We start from the raw sequence: 17,737 nt of genomic DNA, 5'->3' as shown, positions 1-17,737 counted from the left end.
TTGCTAATTAAAAGAAGAAATCACTAGTCTAATGGCTAGCCTCTAGTTGTATATAGATCATATAGCGACTAGAGACTAGCCATTAAATGTAATATAATATAATTCCCAGACAACTATCCTATATTACTGATTAAAAATCGAATTCCTCATCATCAGGATAATTCATATCAATGCCTCTATCCATCATGTACATAGGATATTCTCCCATTGGATATACTCCCATAGGACTCATATAATCCATGTCAGCCATGCTAGGGCTCATATTGTTCATACCAGCCATAGTAGGGCTCATGTATCCCATACCTGGCATAGAAGGACTCATGTATCCCATTCCAGGCATAGTAGTGTGATACATTGGACAACCATGCATATGCATCATAGGACACATATGAACTGTCATAGGGCACATTCCATAAGTATGCATAGGGTGCATAGCTTCATGCATTGGAGACATTGCATATTTGCCCATAGGCTTCATTTCTTCCATCTCATGCATTTCCATATTATCTTTGCAATCCTTTAAGTTTTTATCCATTAACTACACCTCATTAAAATTTTTTTTATTACATTTACAATATATGTGTTATGAAAGCTTTGTTGAACAAAAATATATTTTTTTTAATTAAGATGTATTTAACAGTAATGAATGAGAATATTTAAGTCGAATAAATTAAATTTAGAATGGAGATTATATTATTGTGTGATAACAACAAATGAAAATATTAATTGAGGGAGGTTAGAAACATGAGTGATAAAAATAGTTTACAGGAAACTAAGAAGTTAAATGAAAAATCAGCAAGAAATGCTGGAACTAATATGACTAGTTCAACTGCTGGAATGGGAAGCTTTACAAGCAGCACAACTCCTATAAGCTCAGACAGCAATTCACTACAAGAAACAAGAAAGAAAAATAATAAATCTGCTGCTAACAAAGGTCAATTTTAATATAAGAGTTAAAGCCTAGGAACATTGCTCCTAGGCTTTAATCTTTAAGATAATGTACTTAGGTTGCTTAAAATTAGAGAGATAAAAATATTAAAAGTATAAAACCATAGAAAAGTATATATCAACACTATAGATATTATTTATTACTTCGAAAAATAAATTAGAATAATATTATCAATAAAAAGACTACTCTATACATAAGGGCGGGATTAGATGAGAGCTTCTAGTATTAATAAAATAAAAGAAGGATCTATATTAGGTAAGTCAATTTATTCTTCAGATGGAAGGCTGCTTTTAAGTAAAGGAATTAGCTTAGACAAGAATCTATTGCATGTGCTAAGAAAAAATCAAATCGTATATGTTTATATTGAAGATGAAATTTCTAAGGATATAGAGATACATAGCATAATTGATGATAAAGTAAGAGTTGAAGCGATAACTAATATGAAAAAAATTTTTCACAAGGCCATGTATCACGGAAAAGGAAAAGAAAAAGTTGATTGGGTACCATTACAAGCAAGGTTTCAAGTGGAAAGCATTATAAATGACATATTAGAAAGCTTAAAGAATAATGAGGGAGTTTTATATAATATAACTGAACTTATGGGTACAGATATGCACACCTATAATCATAGTGTAAATGTAGCGGTATTAGCTATTCTTACAGCAAGAACTTTAGGGTTTTGTGAAAAGGATATTAGAGAAATAGGATTAGGAGCTTTGCTTCATGATTTAGGTAAAATTAAGCTGGAATCAGAAATACTGAATAAGGAAGATTTTCTTAATGAAGAAGAAGCAGAATTAATGAAAAAGCATGTAGATTATGGATATGAAATGGTTAAAGATGACTTATCTTTATCCTACATTGTTAAACAGATAATATATTCTCACCATGAGTATTTAGATGGAAGCGGATATCCAAGAGGCTTAAAGGAAAAAGAACTGCTGGATTATTCAAAAATAGTAACCATATGCGACGAATTTGATATACTGACATCTTCAAAGCATGGGAAAAAGAAAATGTCAACTTACGAGGCGTTAGAGCTGTTATCATCAAAAACCTTAGAAAAGTTAGACCCCAATATATTTAATAAATTCATGGAAAATATCGCAGTTTATCCTATAGGCACTGGTGTGGTTTTAGAGGATGGAAGAAAGGGTATAGTAGTGGATATTCATAGGACATATCCTACAAGACCGATAGTTAGAATTATTGAGGACAAGACTAAAAAGGATTATTACGAAATAGATCTAATGAAGAACTTAACTATTTTTATAAAAGATGTTATAGATTTAGACTTTTTACATAATGAAACAGCAGATGCTTAAATTATTAAAAAATAAGGGCTTTAGAGCTAAACTCTAAAGCCTAATTTTATATACTATTTTCTCATTTTTAAAGCTTCTTCATATAGAGTTTTAAATTTAGTAGCAATTCCAGTTGCTCCAGTTACTGTATCAACTTTTCCTGTTGATATTACACCTTGAATAAGTTTATCATAAGCTTCTTTAGCATTTATCTTAGATGCAGCTTTCATTTTTGTATTATAGTCTATATTATCACTCTTCTTTTTGCCGTCTTTATCAAGTTCTTCAAAGGTTACCTTATCTATTTTTCCGTCTTTATATGTTATAGAAAGCTCACCTTTATAACCATATTTATCAAGGTCTTTTTCCTTAGCAGTATAAGTAGCGTTCATTTGTAAAACTGCTGCAGAAGTGTCTCCTTTTTCAGCTTTTGCTAAAGCAGCAGCTGCTAGAGCCTTGAATTCTTCACTTGATTCAGTTGCTCCTGTCACAGTGTCAACTTTAGTATAATCCTGTGATTTTACTAAAGCGTCTTGAAGCTTTGGTGAATATTCGGCAGGAGAAGTATTTGATTTAGATTTCATAAGTTTATTGTATGCATCATCTTTAGTCTTAAGCTTACCTTCAGCATTTGCAGAGTCATATACAACTTTTGCAATTTTTCCATCTTTAATTTCTATTTCCAATTGAGGTTTCCATCCATGTCCGTCTAAAAAGTCATAAGTAGCCTTATAAGTACCATCTTTATAAGCTTTAGTTGTTGTATTTGCTGTGCTTGTTGAGTCAGCAGGTTTGGAACCAGTTTCAGCAGTTTTTGAAGAACTTCCACATCCAACTAATAATGAAGTAGATAAAGCTGCAGCAGTAACAACATATAATAGTTTCTTTTTCATAATGTACCCCCCAATAAATATTTTATGAATTAACTAAATTCTAACATTATTATTTTTTATTGTCAAGAAACTGACAATGAAAAGGGTATTAAACGATAGGAGTTATTTGCAAATATCATCTACTTGAAAATAAGAAATAGTAAGGGAAATTCATAGACATTTAGACTATTTTTATATAAAATGAAATAGAATGGTAGTATAAAAAATATCTAAAGGAGGGATAACATGGCTCAAAGCAGAAAAATAGTGATTTTAGGAGCAGGATACGGGGGAGTTCATGCTGCTAAGTTGCTAAACAAAAAATTTAAAAAAGATAAAAATATAGAAATAACCTTAATAGATAAGAATCCCTATCATACCTTAATGACTGAGCTTCATGAAGTAGCTGGTGGAAGAGTTGAAGAAGATAGTGTTAAAATTAATTTAAAGAAAATTTTCTCTGCAACTAGAGTTAATAGTTTAACAGATAAAATAACTAGAATAGATTTCAAAGAACAAAAATTAGATTCAGAAGATTCATCTTATGAATACGATTACCTAATAATTGGAGCCGGAAGTGAACCCGCTTTCTTTGGGGTAGAGGGAGTTAAGGAAAATGGCTTTACTATTTGGTCCTTAGATGATGCTTTAAAAATAAGAGAACATATAATAAATATGTTCAGAAAAGCAAGTTCTGAAAGAAATGCTGCAAAGAGAAGAAGAATGCTTACCTTTGTAGTAGCCGGAGCAGGTTTTACAGGAATAGAAACCATAGGAGAATTTGCTGAATTTAAAAAGAAGTTAAGCAGAGAATATGATGTAGATGAAAAAGAAGTAAGACTTCTAGTAGTTGAAGCTACCAATAAAATTCTTCCAATATTAAATGATAATATGATAGATAAAGCAAGCAGATACTTAAATAAGGTTGGAGTTGAAATAATAACACAGGCTGCGATAACTAAAGTAGAAAAGGATAAAATCCATCTAGGGGATGGAAGAGAGATAGAAACTAATACATTAGTGTGGACTTGTGGTGTACAAGGAGTAGATTTTTCTGCAAAGCTTGGACTAACTATGGGGAAAAAAGGAAGAGTTGCAGTTAATGAGTTTATGCAATCATTGGATTATGAAAATGTATATTTAGTAGGAGATAATGAATATTTCGAAGAAGAGGGAAATAAGCCTACTCCTCAAATAGTAGAAACCGCTCTCCAAACAGCAGAAACAGCTGTTAAAAATATCATTGCAGATATGGAAGACAAGAAAAAAGAGGGCTTTAAATCTAATTACCATGGATTTATGGTTTCTATTGGAAGTAGATATGCAGTAGCTACTTTAGCAGGAAAATCTTTATCTGGTTTTATAGCAATGGCAATGAAACACTTAGTAAATATGCACTACTTATTCGGTGTAGGCGGATTTAATACAGTATGGGCATATCTTGTTCATGAGTTCTTTGACATGAAGGAAAGACGTTCTATGCTTGGAGGACATTTATCAGCTAAATCTCATGGTTTTTGGCTTGCGATATTAAGAGTTTACGTTGGAGTTATATGGCTTTTAGAAGGAGTAAAAAAAGTACAGAATGGATGGTTAAAATCAGAGAATATATTTATTGTTCAAACTGAAGGAGTAACTAGCGCCTCCGAACAAGCAGGTGAAGCGGCACAGGCTGCAGCAACTACGGTTACGCCTTTACTTGCACATCCACCAGAAATATATACATGGTTTATGGACAAGTGTATTGCACCTAATGCATTTTTCTTCCAATCAATGGTTGTTCTTGCGGAGATAGGTATAGGACTTGCATTAATAGGTGGATTATTTACTTTCCTAGCATCATGTGCATCTATTTTCTTATCACTTAATTTTATAATATGTGCTATGGCTGGAAAGGAAATTCTATGGTACATTTTTGCTGGTTTTGCATTAATGGGAGGAGCAGGTAGAGCCTTTGGATTAGATTATTATGTAATGCCGTGGCTGAAACAATGGTGGAATAAAACTACACTAGCAAGAAGAACCTATTTATTTATAGATACTCCAAATCATTAATCTATAATTGATAATAGGGAATAACTAATCAAAAAAGGTGATTAAATGAATAGTTTTTGGAACGAATATCCAAATATACAGAGTGAATTAGAAGTTGTTTCAAAGATAATAAAAAACAATATTAAAACCAACGAAAAGGTTATAGAAAATGCTCTTTTAGAACTTTTGAATTCTGGAGGAAAGCTGCTTAGACCAGCTTTCCTTATTATTTCAGGAAAGTTCGGAGATTATAACAGGGATAAAATATTACCTCTAGCAGCAGTAATAGAAATGCTGCATATGGCAACCCTTGTTCATGATGATATTATAGATGATTCCTTACTTAGAAGAAATAGTCCTACGACTCAGGCTAAATACGGTAAGGATGTGGCTGTTTTTATGGGTGATTACTTATTTTCAAGATGTTTTTTGTTACTTTCAAAGAATAATTCTATGGAAGATATGCAGGAAGTTGCTAAGGTAATTTCTACAATATGTAAGCAAGAAATAAATCAATTTACATCTAGATTTTCTGAAGATATGAGTATCAAAAAGTATTTAAAAAGAATAGGAGGAAAAACTGCTGCTCTTTTTGCTTTAAGTTTTTATGTTAGTGCTAAACAGAGTAATTGTGATGAAAAACTTTCAAGGCAGCTTGGAAGAATAGGCTATGAAATAGGCATGGCTTTTCAGATAGTAGATGATATTTTAGATTATACTGGAGAAGAAAAAGAAGTAGGTAAGCCTGTGGGAAATGATCTAAAAGAAGGTTTGTATACACTTCCTCTGATTTTCGCTTATAAAAAAGATAAAACAAGATTAGAAGGGTTACTATCTAAGGAAAGTATGACAGAAGAGAATGTTAATAAAATTATTAAAACTACTATAGAACTTGGTGGTATAGAAAAGTCAAGGGAACTGGCAATTAAATACACTAACAAAACCTTTAAAAGAATAAAAGCATTGCCTAATTGTGAGAGTAAGAATATTCTCCTAAGGATTACTGAAAAGCTGTTAAAAAGAAAATATTAATTAATAATAAAAAGGAGCATATGCTCCTTTTTATTATGCAACCATTTTGTTATTATTATTTATTCTTTCGTTTTTTTTAAACATTCTAAGAAATAATTTAACAACTTCATTTACTATAACTACAAGGGCAGAGACTATAAGCACTTTTACCCACATAATTGGACTTAAGTAAACGGCATTAAAGAAATTAGAAAATACATCTGTTATGAATATTTGTGCAATAGCAGTGATACCAATTATCTTTAATGCAATGGTGTTATTCTTAAAGTAAGGTATTATACTATCTGTTCCAAATTCTCTGCAGTTTAGAGCATTAAATAAAGCACTGAAAGCAAATAGGGCAAATAGTACTGTTTCCATTTCAGTTGCTCCATTTGAACCTTCTACAGGAACAGTGGATGCTCCAAGAGGGTTGAATACCATTTGTATCATAATTACTGCAGTTATATAAGAAGCATTTAAAAGCATAGTTTTAAACATTGATTTAGTTATAATATTTGCATTTCTATTAATAGGCTTTCTTTTCAATACAACATCACGGACTGGCTCAAGACCAAGAGAAAGTGCGGGAGGTCCATCCATTATTATATTTACCCATAGCAATTGTATAGTAGTAAAAGGCATATCAAAATTAAATAGTACAGACAAAATTGCAGTTAAGAAAGCTACAATGTTAACTGTAATTTGGAATTGAATAAATCTCTGGAAGTTTTCATAAATTCCACGTCCCCATTTAATTCCTTTAACAATTGTTCCAAAGCTATCATCAGTTAAGATAATATCTGCAGCATTTTTAGAAACCTCTGTACCTGCAATACCCATGGCTATTCCAACGTCAGCTTTTGTAAGAGCAGGAGCGTCGTTTATACCATCACCTGTAACAGCAACTACTTCGCCATTTGCTTGGAGAGCTTGTACAATTCTCATTTTTGTATCAGGCTTAGAACGAGCCACAATAGCTATAGTCTTTATTTCTTCTCTTAACTCTTCATCGGAAAGAGTGTCTATATAGGTAGCTTCTACAGCTCTTAATCCGTTTTCAAGTAAACCAAGATCTTCTCCGATAGCAATTGCAGTATTAATGTTATCACCAGTTAGCATTTTAGTAGCAACTCCAGCTTCTTTAGCAATAGTTACAGCCTCATTAACTTCTGGTCTTAGAGGATCCTTAATTCCTACGAAGCCTGAGAAAACTAGTCCGTTTTCTATAACTCCTTCTTCACCAGCCATTGCAGCTTCTTCTTGGATGCTTCTGTATGAAAATCCAAGTACACGCATAGATTTCTTTTGTAGACCTTCTATAGCTTCAAAAATTTCATTTCTTCTTTCATCAGTAAGCTTTAGCACTTTATCATCTATATGCTCGTAATGACATAATTCTAAAATTACTTCTGGAGCTCCTTTTGTAAATACAGTGCAGGAGTCCTCTTCTCCAATAATAGTACTCATTCTCTTTCTTTTAGATGTAAAAGGAATTTGATGAAGTACCTTTTTTGCTTCTCTTTCTTTTATATAATCATAAGAATCATGATATAAAAGAAGAGCACATTCTGTAGCACTTCCTAAATATTTGACTTCACTATCTTTTTTTTCTATATCAGCAGTAGAGTTTATTAAGCAATTATCTATAAAGTGTCTGCTGTTTTCGGTCAAGCCGTCTTTTTCTACAAAGGTTCCATGAAGATAAACTTTTTCTACTGTCATTCTATTTTGAGTTAGAGTTCCTGTTTTATCAGAACAAATAACACTTACAGAACCAATGGTTTCGCAAGCTTCTTTTTTAGTAACAAGGGCATTAATTTTAGCCATCTTCTGCATAGTAATAGCAAGAGTCATGTTTATCATTGTAGGTAATCCTTCTGGAACTGCTGCTACTATTAAAGCAACACAAACAACAAAGGCTGTTTTAATAGGTTCAATAGACTGTAGGAAAGGCATAAATCCAGAAGTATCTATATTCAGAGTATTAGCTAGTACCATTTTAATAATCATTATTATAAACAATACAGCTGCAATGGCACTGGATACTTTTGAAATTTTACCGCCTAAGTCTCCTAACTTAATTTGAAGTGGAGTTTCCACGTCTCCTTCTTCAAGATTCTTAGCTATTCTTCCCATTTCAGAAGAGTCACCAGTAGAAGTAACTAAAAGTTTCCCTCTTCCATAAGCTACAAGTGTACCGCCGAAAACCATATTAATCTGCTTTGCAGGGATAGGGTCTTGAGTAACTGTTTTCCCCTTTGCTTCAATAACTTCCATTTCAACAATGGCTTCAGCGTGCTTACTTACATCCTCTGATTCACCAGTAAGCATGTCTTCTCTAACCTTTAAATCTATACTTTCAATTAGTCTTCCATCAGCTGGAACCATATCTCCCATTTCAATAAATGCTATATCTCCTGGGACTAAATCATTTTTGCTGATTTGCATTATGCTTCCATCTCTTAGGACTTTTACCTCAATATTTTCTGTCATCTTAGAAAGAGCTTCAGCTGCTTTTTGAGATTTACCTTCTGTAATGATACCGATGGCAATACCAATAGCAACAGCACAAACTATACCTATGGCATCTTGAACTTCACCAATCATAGCGCTAATTAGCGCTGCAACTAATAGTATTATCATCATTGGTTCAGTTAAGGCATCTTTAATATCGTCCCATAGAGAACCCTTTTCTTGCTTAGAAAACTCATTAGGACCATATTTACTGAGTCTATCTTGTGCTTCACCATTAGATAAACCTTTAGCTGGGTCTACCTTTAATTCTTCTAAGACCTTAGAAGCTTCTTCATTAAAGTATTTCATATTATCACCTTTCTTTTAAGACTTGTACAAGTGTACAAGTCCCATTATATCATGATAATTAAGAAAATAACATTAAATTTCTTTATAATGAGGCATTACAAGATTGTAAATAATTTGTTAATAAACAAATTGTGGATATATAATAAAAACTTAGATATAAGTTAAAAATAAGTTAATTATTTTTAAAATATGGAACTATATGTACTATTTAATCGTATATTGATGTATAATTTTTTTTAATTTTAAAAATTTGTTTGAGTTGGGATTTAATTGATGGGGGGGAATATATGTTTATTAATTCGAAGCTTTCAACGGAGTTAAGTAAAATATTTCATGAATTTAAAAATTGTAATTTTGAGTATTTGGATGAAAAATCAAAAAATCAAAACAATATTTTAATTTCAAGTACAGCCTATTTGGGGAAAACTATTCTAAGATCTTCGGAAAATATTAAAAAAGTAATAAAGAGTATTCTTGGTGTTACTACGAAAATAAGTAATTTCAACTTAAGACTTAATTATTATTCAGACAAATTGAGTAAAGTTTCAAACGAATTAAAATCAGCAAGTGATAGTTTCCTTGTTGCGATGGAAGAAACTAATGCCAGTATAAATGAATCTACTTTATCAATAGCGGCTAACTCAAGTGCCATTGATAAAGTAGTTACAAATACTGATAAGGTGTACAAAGCTATAGAGCAAAATGATGTAATCCTTACAAATATTAAAGGGATTAATTACAAAGTAATTGAAAATTCTAAGACTTTGTCAGATAGTATGGTTAACTTATCAGCTATAGTTAAAAGCATGAATGATATTGTTCAGGGAATAAGTAAAACAGCTTCTGATACAAATCTTCTCGCACTAAATGCAAGTATTGAAGCGGCAAGGGCAGGAGAAAATGGTCGAGGCTTTTCAGTAGTGGCACAAGAAATTAAGAAACTTTCAGAAAATACACAGCAGCAGTTAAACTTTATTCAAAATTTTATGGTAAAAATTCAAGAAGGTTATACAAATAGTAATGCTAGTGTACAGAATACCATAAGTGCCATTAACGAAATGGAAAGTTGCACAGAAAAGATGGCAGATTCTTTTTCTAAAAGTAAAGAATATATAAATGAGGTTATTGAAAGTATCCATACTATTTCATCTAATATGGAGGAACTAAGTGCTGTTAGCGAGGAAATAAATGCAGCAACTTCAGAGATTAGTAATGATGCAGAAAGACTTACTAACATGGCAGATGGAATAGAAAAGGATGCAAAAAGTATCAAAGAAATTGGTATGGAACTAGAAGATATAGAAGAGGAAGTATCCAATCTTGCTAAGACTGCCACAAAATTAAACAAAGAAGAATACTTTAAAATTAGCAATGAAGATTTGATAGAGAATATAGATAAAGCGATAATAGCCCATCAAGGTTGGGTAAGTGGTCTTAAGAGCATGGCTGATGGGATGAAGATAAGACCTTTACAAGTAGATGGGCATAAGTGCGGCTTTGGGCATTTTTATCATTCTGTTAAGCCGGTAAATGATGAAGTGCTTAAGGTTTGGAATGAAATAGACGAAATACATGAAAAGCTGCATGGTACTGGTACAGTAGTTATGAATGATATTAATAGAAAGGATAGAGAAACTGCTTTGAATCACAGCAGAGAAGCTGAGGACCTTTCAAAAATTATCATAGCTAAGTTTAGTTTAATAAAAGATATTACAGAAAGATTGACTAAAGAAAACAAAACAGTATTTTAAAATAATATGAAAAAAGTTTTATTTACGTAACAATAGTTACAGAAATGCCAATTACTTTCTTTTATAATAAACCCATAGGAAATTAAATGAAAAACAAATTATGAAAATAAAATTTTGTTATAAAATGGAGGTATTATTAATGAGTATGTTTTGTTATCAATGTCAAGAAGCAGCAGGCTGCAAAGGATGTACAGCAAGAGGAGTATGTGGAAAACCAGCTGACGTAGCAAATTTACAAGATTTATTAATTTATACATTAAAGGGAATAGCTTTATATGATTTAAAAGCAAATGAAGCAGGAATCAATAATAAAAAAGTAAACAAGTTTATTGTGGATTCATTATTTTCAACAATTACAAATGCAAACTTCGATAAAGAAGGCTTTGATGTAAGAGTAACAAAAGCACTAGCTTTAAGAGAAGAAGTAAAAAATGCTCTAATCAGCAATGGAGTAAGTATAGAGGATATAAAACACGACTCAGCTTTATGGACCGGAAACACTGCTTACGAGTTTGAAGAAAAAGCTAAAACAGTAGGAGTACTTTCTACAGAAAATGAAGATGTAAGATCTCTAAGAGAATTATTAATATATGGACTTAAGGGTATGGCAGCTTATGCAGAGCATGCATTTAATTTAGGCTATGAAGATGAAGCAATTTATACATTCCTTAAAAAAGCATTAGTATCTACAACAAAGGATTTATCAGTAGATGAGATGATTGGATTAGTACTAGAGGCTGGAAAATTTGGCGTTGATGTTATGGCACTATTAGATACAGCTAATACATCAACCTATGGAAACCCTGAAATAACTAAGGTTAATATAGGAGTAAGAAACAATTCTGGTATCTTAATAAGTGGACATGATCTTAAGGACATGGAAGAACTATTAAAACAAACAGAAGGAACAGGAGTAGATGTTTATACTCACAGTGAAATGCTTCCTGCAAACTACTATCCAGCATTTAAGAAATATGGACATTTTGTAGGAAACTACGGAAATGCATGGTGGAAACAAGATACAGAGTTTGAAAGCTTTAATGGACCAATATTAATGACTACAAACTGCTTAGTTCCTCCTAAAGATTCTTACAAAGATAGAGTTTATACAACAGGTGCAACAGGCTTCCCAGGATTAACTCATATTGAAGAAAGAAAAGATGGAAAGCCAAAGGATTTCTCTGTAATTATTGAACATGCTAAAAAATGTGCTCCTCCAACAGAAATTGAAAGAGGAGAAATAGTAGGAGGTTTTGCACACAACCAAGTATTAGCTTTAGCTGATAAGGTAGTAGATGCAGTTAAGAGTGGAGCAATCAGAAGATTTTTCGTAATGGCTGGATGTGATGGAAGAGCGAAGAGCAGAAACTACTACACAGATTTTGCAGCAGCACTTCCAAAGGATACAGTAATTCTTACTGCAGGATGTGCTAAATACAAATACAATAAATTAGACCTTGGAGATATCGGTGGAATACCAAGAGTCTTAGATGCAGGACAATGTAATGACTCATACTCATTAGCAGTGATAGCTCTTAAATTAAAGGAAGTATTCGGACTAGCAGATATCAACGAATTACCAATATCATTTAATATTGCTTGGTATGAGCAAAAGGCTGTAATAGTATTACTTGCATTATTATACCTTGGAGTTAAAGATATTCACTTAGGACCAACACTACCAGCTTTCCTATCACCAAATGTAGCTAAGGTTTTAGTTGAAAACTTTGGAATTGCAGGAATAGGAACAGTTCAGGATGATATAGAATTATTCTTAGGGAAATAGTAATTAGTAACCAGTAGCTAGTGACCAGTAACCAAATAGTGGCTAAACAACCTTAGGTTGATTGGCAACTATAAGTAGTTACTGGTTAATTTTTGTATAAGGACTTAAATGAAGTACTAAAATAGTAGAATAACAGAAAAATATGTGAGTCAATTATTACTAAATTATATTTTGGCATAAATTTTGCTACGATAAATTAGGGGAAAACAGTTTAAAGATTATATATAATTTTTAAACTAATTAGGGATATGTTTAATTTAAATGCTAATGTAAATATTGATAAATTATAAAAAATTCTTAGGTTATAATTCTTTCTTTATATTTCTAGTTTAAGATGCCAACTTATTCTAGAAATATAGTTTCTCCTCCAAAGATAACTTAAAGATAGAATTAAACTTTCTTATACTCTCCAAAGTATATTCAATATCTCATTAGTTTAAATAAACATAGCCTGTAAATCATTTATAAAAGCCTTCTTTTGTTTTAATGAAAAATATAAAAACAACAGAAGGCTTTTATACATCTTCTAAAATTTTATCTAATGACTTGTATTTCATATCTATTGAGGTTAGTTGTTATCAAAAAATATTATTTTATAAAAAGCATCTAGATCAATATTGGGGTTATTCAATAATTCTTTTATATAATCCTCCAATTAATTATTGCTATAATTTTATAAATACAGTATGCAATTTTTAAATTAATAGTTAATAAAGTTTTAATACTCATACTATTGCAAGATTGATATTCAAAAATGACTAACATGATTATTCTATTTTGAATAAGTGAAATTTATGCTATGATAACTATTTCCATGACGAAAATGAATTTATAAATAAAAAAATTATTCAAAGATGATTAATCTTTAGATGTATCTACACAAATATTAAAGGGATCAATAATAAAGTTATTTTTAGATAGGTTATGTGAAAAATACAATATAATATGTAAACTAATTAAAAAATATGTGGGTTTAAAGTCGTCTATTTTTTTAGTTGAGTCATATATGAAAAAAAGTTCTATTAAAATACGATTGAGAATTAAGGAAAATGAAGCATTGAGTGCAGTTGTTTTTTGGCACAAGTTTTGCTTAGTTATATTATAACATATTATTACTTTCCATTTAAGGCTATGTCTTATTTAATACTAATATAAATATAGACAAATTATAAGAGGTCATGAATTTTTATTTTATTATTTCCAGATTAAGATGCTAGCTTGTTCTGGGAAATATTTACTCCTCCGAGTTAATTATATACAGAATAAAAATTCTTAAACTTTTGAAAACAATCTACATTGTATTAATTTGAATAGACATAGCCGTTTTTTTATTGATAGTCAGCTTACAAAAAATTCAACAGGAGGGGATTATTATTTTGAAAAGATTAAAAAGTATTAGAACACAATTTTTGTTAGTTTCTGTAGTTATAATTTTAATTACACTGCTTTCTGTTGTAGGTATTGTTTATACTCAAATAAGTAAGCAAGCTAGAGAGGATTATTTTAACAATTCCAACGAACAAATGAATTTAATCGATTCTTCCATTAGGAATTTTTATAATCAGATTGATAAGGATTTAAATATGATGGCTACGAATTCATTGGTAATGAAAGCGGACAAGAGTATAACATCCTATGCAAGCAACAGTGAAAGAGTTAAAATGACGCCATCAAAAAATGGTGTATTAGAGCAACAGACCTATGAAAGTTTCAAACATTATGGGGAAACTCATCCTGGTACATTATATGTATATTATGGATTAGAAACAGGAGCCTATCTTCAGTGGCCAGAAACAGAAGTACCAGAAAAATATGATTCTACAAAAAGGGTATGGTATAAAGAAGCGCTAAGTAAAAATGGAACTATTGTAAGAACAGCACCATATTTGGATGGTATGAGTAATGAAATGATTACTAGTAATGTACGGTCATTTAAGGATGCAAACGGGAAAGTATTAGGGGTAATAGGTATAGATGTGCAACAATCCGTTATTAGTAATATGTTAAGTAAAATGAAAATAGGGAAAACGGGATTCTCAATGATAGTACATAAAACTGGAGTTATTCTAGCAGATGGAAATAATCCTAAAAATAATTTAAAGAAATTGGAAGAGTTAAAAATAGATGGCTTGACCAATATACTTTCAGCAGATAGTAAGCCCTTTGATATAAAAATTGATGGTGTAAAGTATGTGGTAAATCCACATAAAGTTAGCGACACAGATTGGGTTTTAGCATCTTTCATGTCAGATACAGAGTTGACATCGGGTGCAAGGAAAATAGGGAATCAGATTATAATTATCTCAATAGTAATACTCTTTATTACAATTATTTTAATTACATTTAGTACAAAGTTTATAACCACACCTATAAAGAAATCCTCTAAGTATTTAGAAATTATTGCAGAGGGAGATTTCACTGTAGATATTGATTCTAAATATTTAAAAAGAAAAGATGAGATAGGAACAATTACAAATAGCATTAATAATATGAAAAACTCTTTAAAGAATTTGGTGGGCAGTATTGCAAATGAATCCGTAGCTATAGAGAACGAAGTAACCAGGTCAATTAAAAATGTTAATTTGCTAAGTAACGATCTGACTAATATCTCCGCTACTACAGAAGAATTAGCTGCAAGTATGGAAGAAACTGCTGCTGCATCAGAAGAAATGTCAGCAACTTCTCAAGAGATTGAAAGGGCAGTACAAGTTATTGCACAGAGAGCCCATGAAGATGCACTAGTAGCAGCACAAATAAATAAGAGAGCAGCAGATATGAAGAATAATATGAATATTGCCCAAAAGAAAGGCAATGAAATTTTTATTAATACAAAGAAACAACTAGAGAATGCAATTGAAGATTCTAAGGTTGTTAATCAAATTAACATTTTTTCTGAGGCTATTATGCAGATTACAGAACAAACTAATTTATTGGCTTTGAATGCAGCTATTGAAGCGGCTAGAGCGGGAGAGTCAGGTAGGGGGTTCTCTGTAGTTGCTGATGAAATAAGAAAGCTTGCAGAAGAGTCTAAAAACACAGTTCTTAAGATACAGGACGTAACAATAAAAGTAACAAATTCAGTAAACAATCTTTCAAGTAATTCTACTAATTTGCTAACTTTTATGTGCACAGATGTAGCTGATGATTATAATGCTATGCTGGATTTAGCAGAAAAGTATAGTGAAGATGCTCAGTTTGTAGACAAGCTTATAGCGGCGTCTGATAATTCCTCTAAGCAACTATTGGAATCAGTAAAGAATTTACTTGCAACTATCGATGGTGTTACTGAAGCAGCTAATGAAGGTGCACTTGGTACTACAAATATAGCTAATAAGGCTTCTGACATAAGTGGTATATCTAATGAAGTTATGGAACAAGTCTTGAAATCAAAAGAAAGTGCTGTAAAATTGAAGGAAGAAATAAAAAAGTTCAAAATATAAGACTTTGGTGCCAGAGATATTTATGGAATACCAAGAGGTCTTGATGTAGGTCAATGTAATAATTCTTATACATTAGATATAAAAGCCTTCTTTTGTTTTAATGAAAAATATAAAAACAAAAGAAGGCTTTTTATCATATCGTATTATTTTTGCCTTTCAATATATATTTTTTAATTAACCTATAAGCCTTAGATTGGCTGATATTAAGTTCTTCTGCAACTTTAATGCTAGAAGGATATTTTTCGTATGTCTTAGTTATTACTTGCTTTTCTACATCTTCTAAAATTTTATCTAAGGACTTGTATTTCATATCTATAGAAGTTGTACTTTTTTCAAATTCATATAAATTTTTCGGCAAATCATGGGGCTTAATCTCCATATTAGTTGTAAGAACGGTGAGCTTTTCTATTACATGAGATAATTCTCTTATGTTACCTGGCCAAGAATAATTGGTTAATATATTTATTGCTTGTTCAGAGATGGAATGATTTCTTTCATATAGACTATTATATAAATTTAAGTAGTAATAAATCAGCTTTATAATATCAGAAACTCTATCTCTTAATGGAGGAATTTGAATCTCAAATACATTAAGTCTATAGTATAAGTCTCTTCTAAAGCTACCTATTTCAACCATCTGCTCTAAATTGCAATTTGTAGCAGCAATAATTTTTATATCTATTTTAATAGTTTTCTGACCGCCTATAGGGATAAACTCTCCATCTTGAAGTACTTGAAGAAATTTAGCTTGCAAAGAATAAGGTACTTCTGAGATTTCATCTAAGAATAAAGTTCCACCATTAGCTAACTCCATTAGCCCTTTTTTACCTTCCTTGTTAGCCCCTGAGAAAGAACCTTTTGTATAACCAAATAGTTCTGATTCCATAAGATTATGATTTATACATGCACAATTAATTGCAATAAAAGGTTTATTACTTCTATTACTGTGTAGGTGAATATACTTAGCAAGATGACTTTTACCTGTTCCTGTTTCTCCTAAAATGAGACAAGGAGATTTTGTTTTAGAGATATTTTTTGTCAAATCAATAACTTGTTGCATTTCTGGGCTTTGATAGATCATTTCTACAGAACTATCTAAAAAATTTTCCTCGTGACAACTTAAACTCTGTTCAGAATTCTGATAAAGTTCATTTACACTATTGACATCGTTTACACACATAGCAACATATTCAATTTCACCTTTCTTATCTAAAATAGGAACTGAAATTGTAATAACATCAGAACCCAAAATAGTTTTTTGTTTAAGAGCTACTGTATTTTTAGTGCTATAAACTATAGGTAGAGTAGATGGTTTCCAATAGTTACTATTAGTTAATTCCCAAAAGCTTTTACCGATTAAATCAATTGGAGATACGCCATAATGTCTATAGCTAGCTTTATTTAGATAAATCAGGTTATAGTTGTTATCAAAAACCATTATTTCATCATGAATGTTATCTATTATTTTATAAAAGGCATCAGGATCAATATTAGGTTTATTTAATAATTCGTCCATATAATCCTCCGATTAATTATTACATTAATTTTATAAATACAGTATACACTTTTTAAACCAATAATCAATAAAGTTTTAAGAATCATACCATTGCTAGATTGATATTCAAAAATGACTAACCTTATTATTCTATTTTGAATAAGTAAATTTTAGAGCTAATAACGATTTCGAAGACAAAAATAAATTTTTATCTGAAAAATTATTCAAAAGTGACTAATTCAAATTATATAAAAGACAAAAAATATGTA

General features: G+C 31.0%; 11 protein-coding genes. 7 read left to right on the top strand and 4 right to left on the bottom strand.

Annotated elements, in window-relative coordinates; genetic code table 11:
- Positions 1-130 precede the first annotated feature (130 nt).
- Positions 131-535, bottom strand: coding sequence for a hypothetical protein (locus CLHOM_RS16435; RefSeq protein WP_052222770.1), 405 nt, complete (start codon positions 533-535; stop codon positions 131-133).
- A gap of 209 nt (positions 536-744) precedes the next feature.
- Here CLHOM_RS16435 and CLHOM_RS16430 point away from each other — a divergent pair, with 209 nt between their 5' ends.
- Both CLHOM_RS16430 and CLHOM_RS16425 read left to right on the top strand, forming a co-directional pair.
- Positions 745-945, top strand: a complete 201-nt coding sequence (locus CLHOM_RS16430; protein WP_052222769.1) for a hypothetical protein — start codon at positions 745-747, stop codon at positions 943-945.
- A 213-nt stretch (positions 946-1,158) separates the two neighbouring features.
- Complete coding sequence (locus tag CLHOM_RS16425; RefSeq protein WP_052222768.1) at positions 1,159-2,274, top strand: HD-GYP domain-containing protein; 1,116 nt, start codon at positions 1,159-1,161, stop codon at positions 2,272-2,274.
- A 53-nt stretch (positions 2,275-2,327) separates the two neighbouring features.
- Here the strand turns inward: CLHOM_RS16425 and CLHOM_RS16420 are convergent, their stop codons facing one another.
- Positions 2,328-3,146, bottom strand: coding sequence for an FMN-binding protein (locus tag CLHOM_RS16420; RefSeq protein WP_052222767.1), 819 nt, complete (start codon positions 3,144-3,146; stop codon positions 2,328-2,330).
- Positions 3,147-3,371: 225 nt separating this feature from the next.
- Here CLHOM_RS16420 and CLHOM_RS16415 point away from each other — a divergent pair, with 225 nt between their 5' ends.
- Entirely contained in the window at positions 3,372-5,180 is a 1,809-nt protein-coding gene (locus CLHOM_RS16415; protein WP_052222766.1) for an FAD-dependent oxidoreductase, read from the top strand.
- Positions 5,181-5,225: 45 nt separating this feature from the next.
- On the top strand, positions 5,226-6,191 hold the full coding sequence (locus CLHOM_RS16410) for a polyprenyl synthetase family protein (protein WP_052222765.1): 966 nt from the start codon (positions 5,226-5,228) through the stop codon (positions 6,189-6,191).
- A gap of 33 nt (positions 6,192-6,224) precedes the next feature.
- Here the strand turns inward: CLHOM_RS16410 and CLHOM_RS16405 are convergent, their stop codons facing one another.
- On the bottom strand, positions 6,225-8,996 hold the full coding sequence (locus tag CLHOM_RS16405) for a calcium-translocating P-type ATPase, PMCA-type (protein ID WP_052222764.1): 2,772 nt from the start codon (positions 8,994-8,996) through the stop codon (positions 6,225-6,227).
- A gap of 287 nt (positions 8,997-9,283) precedes the next feature.
- On the opposite strand from CLHOM_RS16405, the gene CLHOM_RS16400 reads away from it, so the two are divergent.
- The 3 genes from CLHOM_RS16400 (at position 9,284) to CLHOM_RS16390 (ending at position 15,973) form a co-directional block, all read left to right on the top strand.
- A complete protein-coding gene (locus tag CLHOM_RS16400) occupies positions 9,284-10,747 on the top strand; it encodes a methyl-accepting chemotaxis protein (protein ID WP_052222763.1) in 1,464 nt (487 codons plus the stop codon).
- Between the two features lie 139 nt (positions 10,748-10,886).
- Positions 10,887-12,533, top strand: a complete 1,647-nt coding sequence (gene hcp, locus CLHOM_RS16395) for a hydroxylamine reductase (protein ID WP_052222762.1) — start codon at positions 10,887-10,889, stop codon at positions 12,531-12,533.
- A 1,376-nt stretch (positions 12,534-13,909) separates the two neighbouring features.
- On the top strand, positions 13,910-15,973 hold the full coding sequence (locus tag CLHOM_RS16390; protein WP_052222761.1) for a methyl-accepting chemotaxis protein: 2,064 nt from the start codon (positions 13,910-13,912) through the stop codon (positions 15,971-15,973).
- A 133-nt stretch (positions 15,974-16,106) separates the two neighbouring features.
- On the opposite strand, the gene CLHOM_RS16385 is transcribed toward CLHOM_RS16390, so the two are convergent.
- The gene (locus CLHOM_RS16385; RefSeq protein ID WP_052222760.1) at positions 16,107-17,489 is read right to left on the bottom strand and encodes a sigma-54 interaction domain-containing protein; all 1,383 of its coding nucleotides are present in this window, start codon (positions 17,487-17,489) and stop codon (positions 16,107-16,109) included.
- Positions 17,490-17,737: the final 248 nt, after the last annotated feature.

Source organism: Clostridium homopropionicum DSM 5847, from assembly GCF_001263795.1.
Lineage (GTDB): Bacteria > Bacillota > Clostridia > Clostridiales > Clostridiaceae > Clostridium_H > Clostridium_H homopropionicum.
Note: the sequence above shows the minus strand (reverse complement) of the source record. Positions and strands in the feature narration are given on the sequence as shown.